Origin of the sequence: Pseudomonas sp. Irchel s3a12, assembly GCF_900187485.1 — a bacterium.
In the GTDB taxonomy this organism is placed as follows: domain Bacteria; phylum Pseudomonadota; class Gammaproteobacteria; order Pseudomonadales; family Pseudomonadaceae; genus Aquipseudomonas; species Aquipseudomonas neuropathica.
Window position 1 is genome coordinate 127,045 of the sequence record NZ_FYDN01000014.1, and the last position, 13,772, is coordinate 140,816.

At 60.1% G+C, this 13,772-nt stretch carries 8 protein-coding genes and 2 pseudogenes; 8 read left to right on the plus strand and 2 right to left on the minus strand.

Annotated features, from left to right (window positions below; translation table 11 throughout):
- Positions 1 to 68 precede the first annotated feature (68 nt).
- The 6 genes and pseudogenes from CKW14_RS22870 (at position 69) to CKW14_RS22890 (ending at position 7,825) form a co-directional block, all read left to right on the plus strand.
- A complete protein-coding gene (locus tag CKW14_RS22870; protein ID WP_095126184.1) occupies positions 69 to 2,654 on the plus strand; it encodes a TonB-dependent receptor in 2,586 nt (861 codons plus the stop codon).
- Between the two features lie 111 nt (positions 2,655 to 2,765).
- Positions 2,766 to 3,362, plus strand: coding sequence for a biliverdin-producing heme oxygenase (locus CKW14_RS22875; protein WP_095048196.1), 597 nt, complete (start codon positions 2,766 to 2,768; stop codon positions 3,360 to 3,362).
- A gap of 166 nt (positions 3,363 to 3,528) precedes the next feature.
- Positions 3,529 to 3,918, plus strand: coding sequence for a YbaN family protein (locus CKW14_RS22880; protein ID WP_095048197.1), 390 nt, complete (start codon positions 3,529 to 3,531; stop codon positions 3,916 to 3,918).
- A gap of 485 nt (positions 3,919 to 4,403) precedes the next feature.
- Positions 4,404 to 5,363: pseudogene (locus tag CKW14_RS30555) on the plus strand (chemotaxis protein); the annotation flags it as partial.
- 378 nt (positions 5,364 to 5,741) lie between these two features.
- Positions 5,742 to 6,269: pseudogene (locus CKW14_RS30560) on the plus strand (methyl-accepting chemotaxis protein); the annotation flags it as partial.
- Between the two features lie 206 nt (positions 6,270 to 6,475).
- A complete protein-coding gene (locus tag CKW14_RS22890; protein WP_095126186.1) occupies positions 6,476 to 7,825 on the plus strand; it encodes a CoA transferase in 1,350 nt (449 codons plus the stop codon).
- A gap of 469 nt (positions 7,826 to 8,294) precedes the next feature.
- Here CKW14_RS22890 and CKW14_RS22895 read toward each other — a convergent pair whose 3' ends face one another.
- Together CKW14_RS22895 and arcD (CKW14_RS22900) are read right to left on the minus strand one after the other, a co-directional pair.
- Positions 8,295 to 9,158, minus strand: a complete 864-nt coding sequence (locus CKW14_RS22895; RefSeq protein ID WP_095126187.1) for a DNA-3-methyladenine glycosylase — start codon at positions 9,156 to 9,158, stop codon at positions 8,295 to 8,297.
- Positions 9,155 to 10,582: an arginine-ornithine antiporter gene (gene arcD / locus CKW14_RS22900; protein WP_095048201.1), complete on the minus strand. Its 1,428-nt coding sequence runs from the start codon at positions 10,580 to 10,582 to the stop codon at positions 9,155 to 9,157. The genes CKW14_RS22895 and arcD (CKW14_RS22900) overlap by 4 nt, the downstream gene beginning before the upstream one ends.
- Positions 10,583 to 11,020: 438 nt before the next feature.
- Between arcD (CKW14_RS22900) and arcD (CKW14_RS22905) the strand changes: the two genes are divergently transcribed.
- Both arcD (CKW14_RS22905) and arcA read left to right on the plus strand, forming a co-directional pair.
- A complete protein-coding gene (gene arcD / locus CKW14_RS22905) occupies positions 11,021 to 12,448 on the plus strand; it encodes an arginine-ornithine antiporter (protein WP_095048202.1) in 1,428 nt (475 codons plus the stop codon).
- Positions 12,449 to 12,481: 33 nt separating this feature from the next.
- Entirely contained in the window at positions 12,482 to 13,738 is a 1,257-nt protein-coding gene (arcA, locus tag CKW14_RS22910) for an arginine deiminase (RefSeq protein WP_038366599.1), read from the plus strand.
- The last annotated feature ends 34 nt before the right edge of the window (positions 13,739 to 13,772 follow it).

Below are 13,772 nucleotides of genomic sequence, written 5' to 3' on the forward strand. Positions count from 1 at the left end.
TGCAATTGATTCGCAACAAGCGAGTCAATCAGCACCTATAAAGATTCGTGCGACACGGAGCGCTATCGATGTCCTCACGCCTTACCCGCCAGACTTCTTCCCCTTCCCGCGTACTGTCGCTGCTGACAGCGGCCATCCTGATGGCGGGCACTGCGCCGCTGATGGCGGCCACCGAGCAACCGACGCGCAACATGGGCGATTACTCGTTCGCCATCGGCCAGCAGCCGCTGGTGTCGGCGCTCAATGCCTTCACCGCCGTGACCGGTTGGCAAGTCGGCTTGCCGGCAGAACTGGGTCAGGGCGTGTCGTCGCCGGGCGTGCGTGGCTCGCTGCCACCCGAAAAAGCCCTGGAGCGCCTGTTGGTGGGGACCAACCTGAGCTTCCGCAAAATCAGCAACAACAACGTCGTGCTGGAAAAGCGCAACGCCAGCGGCACGCTCAATCTGGATCAGGTGACCATCAGCGCCACCCGTCAGGAGCAGTCGGTCAACAGCGTGCCGGCCACCGTCACCGTGCAGACCCGTCAGGATCTGGACCGCAACAATGTCAACACCATCAAGGATCTGGTCCGCTACGAGCCGGGTGTGTCCGTCGGCGGCGCCGGTCAGCGTGGCGGCATCAGCGGCTATAACATTCGCGGCATCGACGGCGACCGCATCCTGACTCAGGTTGACGGCGTCGAAGTGCCGGACGGTTTCTTCAACGGCCCGTACGCCAAGACCCAGCGCAACTACGTCGATCCGGAAATCGTCAAACGCGTGGAAATTCTCCGTGGCCCGGCCTCGGTGCTGTACGGCAGCAACGCCATCGGCGGCGCCGTCAGCTACTACACCCTTGATGCCGACGACATCATCAAGCCGGGCAAAGACGTCGGTGCGCGCCTGAAAACCGGTTACAGCTCCGCCGATGACAGCTGGCTGAAGTCCGCCACCGTCGCCGGCCGTGCCGACCAGTTCGACGGCTTGCTGCACTACAGCCAGCGCGACGGCCACGAAACCGATTCCTACGGCAGCAACAATGGCACTGGCCTAGAGCGCACCGCCGCCAACCCGGAAGACGTCAACGCCTACAACGTGCTGGCCAAGATCGGCTGGAACTACAACGACGATTCGCGTCTGGGCCTGACCTACGAAAAGTACAAGGATGATCGCGCCACCGATCAGAAAAGCGCTTACGGCGGCCCGTACTTCAACGGCGCGCCGACCATCCCCAACAGCGTGCTGCCCGGCGGCATGTACCAGTGGCGCACCGGTAACGACACCATCACCCGTGAGCGTTTCGGCATCGAACACTCGTTCGCCCTCGACAGCCTGCTGGTCGACAACGTGAAGTGGAGCCTCAACCATCAGATCGCCAAGACCGACCAGAGCACCACCGAGTTCTACTACCCGATCACTCGTAAGGTGCTGCGTACTCGCGACACCATTTACGAAGAGAAACAATGGGTCTTCGATGCGCAACTGGACAAGGCGTTCGCCATTGGAAACACCGATCACGTACTGACTTACGGCACCACCATCAAGCAACAGAAAGTCACCGGTTCGCGCAGCGGCGACGGCACTTGCCTGGCCGTCGGTCGCGGCTGCACCGCGATCGGCGCAACCAGCACCGCTGACGTGTTGGCCAAGGCCACCGACTTCCCGGACCCGACTATCAACACCTACAGCTTGTTCGCTCAGGATCAGATCAGCTGGAACAACTGGACCTTCCTGCCGGGCCTGCGCTACGACTACACCCAGCTCAAGCCGCACATCACTCAGGAATTCCTCAACACCGTGGCGGCGGACGGCCAAGGCACGGTCAGCGACGAGAACAAGACCTGGCACAAAGTCTCGCCGAAATTCGGCCTGACCTACGCCCTGTCCGAGAATTACACCTGGTACGGTCAGTACGCCGAAGGCTTCCGCACCCCAACCGCGAAAGCCCTGTACGGTCGCTTCGAAAACACCACCACCGGCTACAGCGTGGCGCCGAACCCGGACCTCGAACCGGAAAAAAGCAAAAGCTATGAAACCGGTCTGCGCGGCAACTTCGAACACGGCTCGTTCGACGTGGCGGTGTTCTATAACAAGTATCGCGACTTCATCAACGAAGACGCTGTGACCCCGGGACGCAACGAGCTGACCTTCCAGTCGGCCAACATCAAGCACGCCACCATCAAGGGTGCGGAAGTCAAAGGTCGCCTGAACCTGGATGCGTTTGGCGCGCCGCAAGGCCTCTACACCCAGGGCTCGATTGCCTACGCCTACGGTCGCAACAACGACAACGGCGAGCCGATCAACAGCGTCAACCCGCTGACCGGCGTGTTCGGTCTGGGTTACGACCAGGACAACTACGGCGGCCTGCTGAGCTGGACCTTGGTGAAGAAAAAGGATCGCGTCGACGACAGTAACTTCAAGTCGCCGGATGGCGTCAGCAGCCAATTCAAAACCCCGGGCTTCGGCATTCTTGATCTGGCCGGTTATTACAAAGTCACCGACGACGTCACCGTCAGCGGCGGCATCTACAACCTGACCGACAAGAAATACTGGCTCTGGGATGACGTGCGCGGTTACGACAGCGTCGGCGAAGCCTCGGTGACGCAACCGGCCAACCTCGATCGCCTGACCCAACCGGGTCGCAACTTCGCGATCAATCTGATCTGGGACATCTGATCCGGCCAACCTCACGGCGCGTGTTCAGGCACCGCGCCGTGAGGTTTTTTTACGCTTGCACGTCGCCTTGTTCGTCTCGTTATCAAGCGCCTCTTTTATCAAGGACATGTCATGACCACTTCGGAAAAAGCCCTGCGTTCACAACGCCTGAACCAGATCACCCACGAGCCGCACAACAAGCTCGACGCCTTGGTCAAAGCCCACGCGCCGTTCGAGACCCGCGCCAATTTCGCCCGTTTTGTCGTCGCGCAGTACCTGTTCCAGTCGGAACTGGTCGATCTGTATAACGACGCCGAACTGACCGCCATCGTCCCGGATCTGCCGGCCCGTTGCCGCGCCGAAGCGGCCAAGGCTGACCTCGCCGATCTCGACACTGAAGTACCGGCAGCGGTCGCAGGCGCAGTGAAAAATCCGAGCAAGGCTCGCGCACTGGGCTGGATCTTTGTCTCCGAAGGTTCGAAGCTCGGTGCGGCGTTCCTGATCAAACGCGCGGTGGCGCTGGAGCTGAGCGAAACCTTTGGCGCCCGTCACCTCGGCGAGCCTGAAGGTGGCCGTGCCGAAGGCTGGAAAAGCTTCGTGCGCACCCTCGATTCGCTGCAGTTCACTGCCGAGGAAGAAGCCGAAGTCGAGCAAGGCGCGATCGACGCGTTCAACCGCTTTACCGTGCTGCTGGAACAGGCTTACGCCACCGAAGCCGAACCTGCCTGATTCCCGACACACCACAAAACCCTGTGGGAGCTGGCTTGCCAGCGATGGCGGTATGTCAGTCAACTTTGTAGTCACTGATCGACCGCTATCGCTGGCAAGCCAGCTCCCACAGGGATCTTCACAAATCTGTAAGATCCCCATCTCGCCTCACAGCAATCCCGAGCCCATGCCGCAACCCGCCTCCTCGAAACTCGCCCGCGTGCTGTTCGGCCTCTTGGCCTACGTCAGCCTCGGCATCGGCCTGATCGCCATTGTCGTGCCCGGCCTGCCGACCACCGAGTTCATCCTTCTCGCCGCCTGGGCCGCGACTCGCAGCTCGCCGCGCCTGAGTGCCTGGCTGGAAAACCATCGCTTGTTCGGGCCGATCCTGAGCAACTGGCGCAACGGCAAGATCATCGCGCGCAAGGCCAAGGTCAGCGCGACGGTGAGCATGTTGCTCTGCGCAACCTTGATGCTGGTGATGCTCGACCACGGCTGGCCGGTCTATCTGGCGATTGCCGGGATGAGCCTGGGTAATCTGTGGATCTGGTCGCGACCGGAAGCCATCCCTGCTTGAACCCACAACGTCTTCACACTGAAACATCCCTGTAATTATTCGCTTTTTCAGCACTTTCTCCTGCGCAAACGTTTAGCGCTGACCGTCCGTCGGCACGCGCCTCATGACCTCTGCTTCCACGCCGATGAGCATTGAATGGCGCTGAATGGATTTGGCGAACCGGGTAGCTCCTGCCCGAATGCCACCCGTTTATTCATTCGCGAGATCGCCCCATGTTCGACGCTCTGTCCATTCGCCTGAAAATCGTCCTGCTCTCCGGTCTGTGCCTGCTCGGTGTGGTCGCGCTGATCGTCGGCATGAACATCTACCAGACCAACCAGAACGACGAACTGGTCAGTAACTCCAGCAATAAATTGCTCACCGCCAGTGTGCAAAATCTGTTGCAAGCCAAAGCCGCCGAACAAGCCGTGCGGGTGCAGAAAACCTTCGGCGAAAGCCTGACGGTGATCACGGCCGTGGCTGACCAGATCAAGGACATGCGCGTCATGGCCGCCAAGCGTTCGCTGGACGCCGGCGCCTTGCGTGAAGAGTTGAACCTGAGCCTGAAAACCGCCTTCGAGCGCAACGACAAAGTGCTCGGTATCTGGCTCGCCTTCGAACCCAACGGCCTCGACGGCAAGGACAGCGAATTCGCCAACGACGCCGCTCGCCAGTCCAACGAAGCCGGACGTTTCGCCACCTACTGGAGCCGCGCTGGCGGCGCCTCGCTGAACACCATCATGGTCGAAGAAGACCTGACCAAAACCACCCTCAGCGTCAGCGGCACGCCGTACAACAGCTGGTACACCTGCCCTCGCGATGCCAAGCGCACCTGCCTGCTCGACCCGTATGCCGACACTGTCGGTGGCAAGGAAATGCTCATGACGACCATTTCCGTCCCCCTGATCGTCGACGGTAAAGCCATCGGCGTGGTCGGTGTCGACATCGCCCTCGACGCCCTGCAAGCGGCGGCCGTGGATTCCCAGCGCAATCTGTTCAACAACGCCGGGCACATGCTGATCGTCTCTGGCAGCGGCGTGCTCGCTGCCGACAGTTCCGACGCGACCAAGGTCGGCAAGAAAATCAGCGACACCCTCGGCGCCGATGGCAAGGATGTGCTGCAACTGCTGACCTCCGGCACACCGAAGATTCTTGAACAAGGTGATTTGATTCGCGCCGTTTACCCAGTCGATCCAATTGGTAACTCGCGCGCCTGGGGCGTGGTCATCGACTTGCCGAAACAAGTACTGCTGGCTGACTCGGTCAAGCTGCAAGCGGTGCTCGATGATGCTCAGGAAACCGGTGTGATCACGGCGCTGCTGGTTGCTGTAGTCGCCGGTCTGGTTGGCCTGCTGCTGATCTGGCTGACCGCGTCCGGCGTCACCCGGCCGATCAACAGCGTCGCTGAGATGCTGAAGAACATCGCCAGCGGCGAAGGCGATCTGACCCAGCGCCTGAACTACAGCAAACAAGATGAACTGGGCGAACTGGTGAACTGGTTCAACCGTTTCCTCGACAAGCTGCAACCGACCATCGCGCAGATCAAACAGAGCATCACCGAAGCCCGTGGCACCGCCGACCAGTCTTCGGAAATCGCCCGCCAGACCAGTGAAGGCATGCAGGTGCAATTCCGCGAGATCGACCAGGTCGCCACCGCCTCCAACGAAATGAGCGCCACCGCCCACGACGTCGCCAACAGCGCCTCCAACGCGGCCAATGCCGCGAAAGGTGCCGATCAGTCGGCCAAGGACGGCATGTCGATCATCGAGCGCAGTACCCGCGACATCAATCAACTGGCCGACGAAGTCAGCAAAGCTGTGACCGAAGTTGAAGCGTTGGCAGTCAACAGCGAGCAGATCGGCTCGGTGCTGGAGGTGATACGCAGCATCGCCGAACAGACCAACCTGCTCGCCCTCAACGCAGCGATCGAAGCGGCTCGCGCCGGTGAGAGCGGCCGTGGTTTCGCCGTGGTTGCCGACGAGGTACGCAACCTCGCCAAGCGCACGCAGGATTCAGTGGAGGAAATCCGCATCGTCATCGAGCGCATTCAAACCGGCACCCGTGGCGTGGTCGCGACCATGCATTCGAGCCAGACCCAAGCGCACAACAACGCCGGGCAGATTCGTCAGGCGGTGGATGCGCTGGGCAAAATCAGCGACGCGGTGACGGTGATCAGTGACATGAACCTGCAGATTGCCAGTGCGGCTGAGCAGCAGAGTGCGGTGGCCGAAGAGGTCAATCGCAATGTCTCGGCGATTCGCACCGTTACCGAAACATTGACTGAACAAGCCACTGAGTCGGCGGCGATCAGCAGCCAGCTCAATGCCCTGGCCAGTCAGCAGATGAAGTTGATGGATCAGTTCCGCGTCTGACCCCGCCACTCAATCCACCACAAAACCTTGTGGGAGCTGGCTTGCCAGCGATGACGGCACATCAGTCAGTACATTGTTGACTGACACTCCGCTATCGCTGGCAAGCCAGCTCCCACAGGGTCAAGTGGCAACCCTGCAATCGGGGATTTCATCTGACCCGACATTCTTTTGCACTATCATCGCCCTCTCGCTCCGGAGGGCCTTCGATGACTGATTTACTCACGTCCATTCAAGCCGAACTCGGTTTGTCGCACACGCCGATTCCGTTCACCGACCGAGGCGCCCTGCCCTCGGCGTTCGCCGTCACTGAGCTTGCCTGCGCCAGCATCGCAGCGGCCGGTCAGACCGTCAGCGAATTGCTCCGGCAGCAGACCGGTCAGCGACCTGTCGTTGAAGTCGATCGTCGATTGGCCTCGTTCTGGTTCGCCACATCAATCCGTCCCATCGGCTGGCAAGTCCCGCCACTGTGGGACCCCGTCGCTGGCGATTATCAGGCCCGCGATGGCTGGATCCGCCTGCATACCAATGCCCCGCATCACCGCGCCGCCGCTGAACGCGTGCTTGGTGCCTGCGCCGACCGTGGAGCGATGGCTGCCAAAGTCGCGCAATGGGCGAGTACGGATCTGGAGCAAGCGGTGGTCGAGGCCAAGGGTTGTGCCGCGCAAATGCGCAGTTGGGTGCAGTGGCAGACGCATCCGCAGGGGCTGGCGGTGAATGCCGAGCGGCTGGTGCATTTCATCGATTCGCCAGATGAAAACGCCCAACCATGGCAAGGCTCGGTGGCGCAACCGTTGGCCGGGATCAAGGTGCTGGATCTGACACGCGTGCTCGCCGGCCCCACCGCCAGCCGTTTTCTCGCTGGCCTTGGCGCCAACGTGTTGCGCATCGATTCCCCGACCTGGAATGAGCCTGGTGTCGTTCCGGAAATGACCCTCGGCAAACGTTGCGCGCGGCTGGATCTGCACGACCCGGCGGATCGTGCAGTTTTCGAGAATTTGTTGAAAGACGCCGACATTCTGCTGCACGGTTACCGTGCTGATGCCCTGGAGAATCTTGGTTTCGGCGTTGAGCGCCGTCGCCAAATCGCGCCGGGCCTGATCGACGTCGGCCTCAACGCCTACGGCTGGAGCGGCCCGTGGCAGAACCGTCGAGGCTTTGACAGCCTGGTGCAGATGAGCAGCGGCATTGCCGAGGCCGGGCAGCGCTGGCAGCAGGCAGACAAACCGACGCCGTTGCCGGTGCAGGCGCTGGATCATGCGACGGGGTATTTGCTGGCGGCGAGTGCGCTTCGACTGTTGACCGAGCGTTTGAACACGGGTCGCGGTGGCTCGGCGCGGTTGTCGCTGGCGCGGACGGCGAAGTTGTTGATCGAGCATGGGCCGGGGACAAGTGAGGCATTGCGGGCGGAAGATGAGCAGGATCAGGGTTCATTTCTGGAACATACCCCGTGGGGCCCGGCGCATCGCTTGCAGGTGCCGGTGAAGATCAGCGGCACATCTATTCAATGGGCTTTGCCGGCTACGGAATTGGGTTCTCACCAACCACGGTGGGCTTAAAAAGCCCCTCACCCTAACCCTCTCCCTGAGGGAGAGGGGACTGATTGGGGGATATTGAAGAGACTCACCGACTTGAACGATTGGCGCTGAATCCATAATCGACTCGGGCTTTCAGGTCGGTGGATCGCGCAAGACACCTCGGTCGGCCCCTATCCCTCAGGCAAAGGGGACTGATTGGGGGATATTGAAGAGACTCACCGACTTGTACGATTGGCGCTGAATCCATAATCGACTCGGGCTTTCAGGTCGGTGGATCGCACAAGACACCTCGATCGGCCCCTCTCCCTCAGGCAAAGGGGACTGATTGGGGGATATTCGAGAGATTCACCGACTTGAACGATCGGCTGTGAATCCATAATCGACTCGGTCTTGCAGGTCGATGTACAACGCAAGACACCTCGGTCGGCCCCCTCTCCCTTTGGGAGAGGGCTGGGGTGAGGGCTGCAATTTCAAGTTGAGCGAAGATGTATCAATCTGCCCGGCTCAAAGATGTCCACAACAGTTGCGCCGCATACCCCCGATACGGCCGCCACGCCTCAGCACGTAACGACAATTCCCGCGCTGGCGGCCGCTCTCCCTCCAGCACCTCCAACGCTCGCAACAATCCGACATCACCGGGCGGAAACCCATCCATATCCCGCAACTGCCGCAACGCAATGTACTGCGCCGTCCACTCGCCAATCCCATGCAACGCCAACAACCGCGCCACGCCACCCTCGCGATTCGGCTCGAACAATGAAGGTTCTTCCAGCAACGCCTGCGCCACCCCCGACAGCGTCCGACCGCGACTCTTTGGCATGCCCAGCGCCGCCAGATCTGCCGCCGCCAATACGTGCGCCTCGGGAAATACATGCGTCAATCCGGGCACGGTGGAATCAAGCGGCGCGCCATATTGCGCCACTAGTTTCCCCGCCAGGCGAATCGCCGCAACCACGGTAATCTGCTGCCCGAGCACCGCGCGAAAGGCCAGTTCCAAGCCATCCCACGCCCCGGGAATCCGTAATCCCGGCCGCTCGGCAATCAACCGCGCCAGCAACGGATCATTCGCCAGATGCGCATGCATCACCGCCAGATCCGCATCCAGATCAAACATCCGCCGCAACCTGACAACGATCTCGGGCACCACCAACGGATCAGGAAAATCCAGCTCAACGGCCAAGGCATTCCCTGCCTCAGGCCAAATTGAAACCGTGCCATGAAGCCCGTTCAAACCGATGCTGCGTGAATACACACCATCGACCACAACCTCCATCCCGACCACCGCCCGCGCCGCGAGAAACCCCAGCATCGCCGCCCAGTCATACGGCGGCCGATAATCAAGCAGCAACCTCACAACGACAGCACACCGCTGTACAACCCATACGCCGCCAGCCCCGCGCCGATAACCACGCAGGTAAAAATGCCCTTCTCGATATGGGTGAACAACGGCTCGCCCTGTTCATGCTTAGCCTTGGCAAACAGGATCACCCCCGGCGCATACAGCAACGCCGACAACAGCAAATACTTCACCCCACCGGCGTACAACAACCACACCGCATAACCCAGGGCGATGCCGCCGATCAGCAAATCCTTGGTGCGCTCTGCCGAGGCATGCTCATAGGTTTCGCCACGCCCGCTCAACAGCACTGCATAGGCCGCCGACCACAGGTACGGCACCAGAATCATCGACGACGCCAGATAAATCAGACTGGTGTAAGTGCCCGCCGAAAACAGCGTGATCAACAGGAAGATCTGGATCATCACGTTGGTCAGCCACAACGCATTGACCGGGACGTGATTCTTGTTTTCCTTTTTCAGGAACGCCGGCATGGTCTTGTCCTTCGCCGTGGCGAAGAGAATCTCCGCACACAGCAGCGCCCACGACAACAACGCGCCGAGCAGGGAAATCGCCAGGCCAATGCTGATCAACAAGGCGCCCCACGGCCCGACAATGTGCTCGAGCACCGCCGCCAGTGACGGGTTCTGCAAATTCGCCAGTTCCGGCTGGCTCATGATCCCCAGCGACAGCACGTTGACCAGCACCAGCAGCGCCAGCACGCCGATAAAACCGATCACCGTGGCGCGGCCGACGTCGCTGCGTTTCTCCGCCCGCGCCGAGTACACACTGGCACCTTCGATGCCGATGAACACGAACACCGTGACCAGCATCATGTTGCGCACCTGATCCATCACCCCGCCGAAGTTCGGGTTGCTGGTGCCCCAGATGTCGCGGGTAAAAATGTCAGCCTTGAATGCGACCGCCGCGATAACGATGAACATGATCAGCGGTACGACTTTGGCCACCGTGGTCAGTTGATTGATCAGCGCCGCCTCCTTGATCCCGCGCATCACCAGAAAATGCACGGCCCACAGCAGCACCGACGCGCAGCCAATAGCGATTGGCGTGTTGCCCTGACCGAACACCGGAAAGAAATAACCGAGGGTGCTGAACAGCAGGACGAAATAACCGACGTTGCCCAGCCAGGCGCTAATCCAGTAGCCCCAAGCCGACGAGAAGCCCATGTAGTCGCCAAACCCGGCCTTGGCGTAGGCGTATACGCCGGAATCCAGCTCGGGTTTGCGATTGGCCAGGGTCTGAAAGACGAACGCCAGGGTCAACATGCCGATGGCCGTGATCCCCCAACCGATCAGAATCGCCCCGGCATCGGCGCGTGCCGCCATGTTCTGCGGCAGCGAGAAAATCCCCCCACCAATCATCGAACCCACCACCAGGGCGATCAACGCGCCTAATCGCAGCTTTTGGGTCGGTTGCGACATTTCAGTTTCCCTTTGAAGTGTGGTGAGCGTGCATTTGTAACAACGATTAACTAAACGGATAAAGGTAGATGACGTTTATCAGGTAACGCCAATTAACGCCTGTTTATATATAGCGGATGACGCTAACGCCTAGCACGTTAAGACAGTTTTGTGCGCTGATCCCGATAAATCAATTCTGTACTGAAAACAGAGGCGGAAAATTTGCCAAAAGCTGAAAAAGAACTAGCGTGATAATTCGAAAGTAATAATAGCCATTCCCAAAGATGTAGCCACAACGCCTCTAGGACGGGCCTTGCGGGCAGGAGCTTTATGCCTTCATCCGAAGCCTAAGTCATTCATTAACAATGGAATGTGACCATGCACTGATCTAAGTCAGCTGTTTGAACAGACAACAGAACTACGCTGTGATCTCTTCTCTCCTGCAATGGAGTCATGCAAATGTCTGAAGCTCCCGGAAAACTACGACTAGGTGCACTGGTTGCATTGGTAGTCGGTTCAATGATCGGTGGCGGGATATTCTCCTTGCCTCAAAACATGGCCGCCAGCGCCGACGTCGGTGCGGTACTTATCGGTTGGGCCATCACCGCTGTCGGCATGCTCACCCTCGCTTTTGTCTTCCAGACCCTCGCCAATCGCAAGCCTGACCTGGACGGCGGCGTCTACGCCTACGCCAAGGCCGGATTCGGCGATTACATGGGTTTCTCGTCCGCTTGGGGTTACTGGATCAGCGCCTGGCTGGGTAACGTCGGTTACTTCGTTCTGCTGTTCAGCACCCTCGGCTATTTCTTTCCGATTTTCGGTGAGGGCAACACCGTTGCTGCGGTGATTGGCGCCTCGGTGCTGCTGTGGGCCGTGCACTTTCTGGTGCTGCGCGGGATCAAGGAAGCGGCGTTCATCAACCTCGTGACCACGGTCGCCAAGGTCGTACCGCTGCTGCTGTTCGTGTTGATCGCGGTGTTCGCTTTCAGACTGGACATCTTCACCGCCGACATCTGGGGCATCAAAAATCCGGATCTGGGCAGTGTGATGAACCAGGTGCGCAACATGATGTTGGTCACCGTGTGGGTGTTCATCGGTATCGAGGGCGCGAGCATCTTCTCGGCCCGCGCCGAAAAACGCTCGGACGTCGGTAAAGCCACCGTGATCGGCTTCATAACCGTGCTGCTGTTTCTGGTGCTGGTGAACGTGCTGTCGCTGGGCATCATGACCCAACCGGAACTGGCGAAACTGCAGAACCCGTCGATGGCCGCCGTGCTTGAGCATGTGGTCGGTCACTGGGGCGCAGTGCTGATCAGCGTCGGTCTGATCATCTCCTTGCTGGGGGCGCTGCTGTCGTGGGTGCTGCTGTGTGCGGAGATCATGTTCGCCGCCGCCAAAGACCACACCATGCCGGAGTTCCTGCGTAAGGAAAATGCCAACCACGTACCGGTCAACGCCCTGTGGCTGACCAACGCGATGGTGCAGATTTTCCTGATCATCACGCTGTTCTCGGCCAGCACTTACCTGTCGCTGATCTACCTCGCCACCTCGATGATTCTGGTGCCGTACCTGTGGTCGGCGGCCTACGCCCTGCTGCTGGCGGTGCGCGGTGAAAGTTACGAAGGCTTCGCGGCCGAACGGCGCAAGGATCTGATTATCGGCGGCATCGCCCTGATCTATGCGGTGTGGCTGCTGTATGCCGGCGGGGTCAAGTACTTGCTGCTCTCGGCCCTGCTCTACGCACCCGGCGCGATCCTGTTCGCCAAGGCCAAGCTGGAACTCAAACAACCGATTTTCACTAACGTCGAGAAGTTGATTTTCGCCGCAGTGGTCGTGGGTGCCCTGGTGGCTGCCTACGGTCTCTACGACGGCTTCCTGACTCTGTAATCCCTGATTGATTTGTTATCTGGAGGATCTGAAATGACCACGGAAAAAGTTAAGTACGGCGTCCATTCCGAAGCCGGCAAACTGCGCAAAGTCATGGTGTGCTCCCCAGGTCTGGCCCATCAGCGGCTGACCCCGAACAACTGCGATGAACTGCTGTTCGACGACGTGCTCTGGGTGGCCCAGGCCAAGCGCGACCACTTCGACTTCGTCACCAAAATGCGTGAGCGCGGCATCGACGTGCTGGAAATGCACAACCTGCTGACCGACATCGTTGCCATCCCGGAAGCACTGGACTGGATTCTCGAGCGCAAGGTCACCGCCGACTCGGTGGGCCTGGGCCTGATCAACGAAGTCAAATCCTGGCTGAAAAGCCTTGAGCCACGGCACATCGCCGAATTCCTGATTGGCGGCGTGTCCGCCGATGATCTGCCGGACAGTTTCGGCGGCAAGACCATCCAGATGTTCCGCGACTTCCTCGGCCACTCCAGCTTCATTCTGCCGCCGCTGCCGAACACCCAGTTCACCCGCGACACCACTTGCTGGATCTACGGTGGCGTGACTCTGAACCCGATGTACTGGCCAGCGCGTCGTCAGGAAACCCTGCTGACCACCGCCATCTACAAATTCCACCCGCAGTTCACCAACGCCGAATTCGAGATCTGGTACGGCGACCCGGACAAGGATCACGGCAGCTCCACCCTCGAGGGCGGCGACGTCATGCCAATCGGCAACGGCGTGGTGCTGATCGGTATGGGCGAACGTTCATCCCGCCAAGCCATCGGCCAACTGGCGCTGAACCTGTTCAAGAACAAAGCCGTGGAAAAAGTCATCGTCGCCGGTCTACCGAAGTCCCGCGCCGCGATGCACCTCGACACCGTGTTCAGCTTCTGCGACCGCGACCTGGTGACAATTTTCCCGGAAGTGGTGAACCAGATCGTCGCCTTCACCCTGCGACCAGACGAAAGCAAACAGGGCGGCATCGACATCCGCCGCGAAGAAGGCACCTTCCTCGACACCGTGGCCAAAGCCCTCAACCTGCCGAAGTTGCGCGTGGTGGAAACCGGCGGCAACAGCTTCGCCGCCGAACGCGAGCAATGGGACGACGGCAACAACGTGGTGGCTGTGGAGCCGGGCGTGGTCATCGGCTACGACCGCAACACCTACACCAACACCCTGCTGCGCAAGGCCGGCGTGGAAGTCATCACCATCAGCGCCGGTGAACTGGGCCGAGGCCGTGGCGGTGGCCACTGCATGACCTGCCCGATCATCCGCGACCCGATCGATTACTAAACCTCTGAGCCCTGGCCGACACTTACAACGTGCG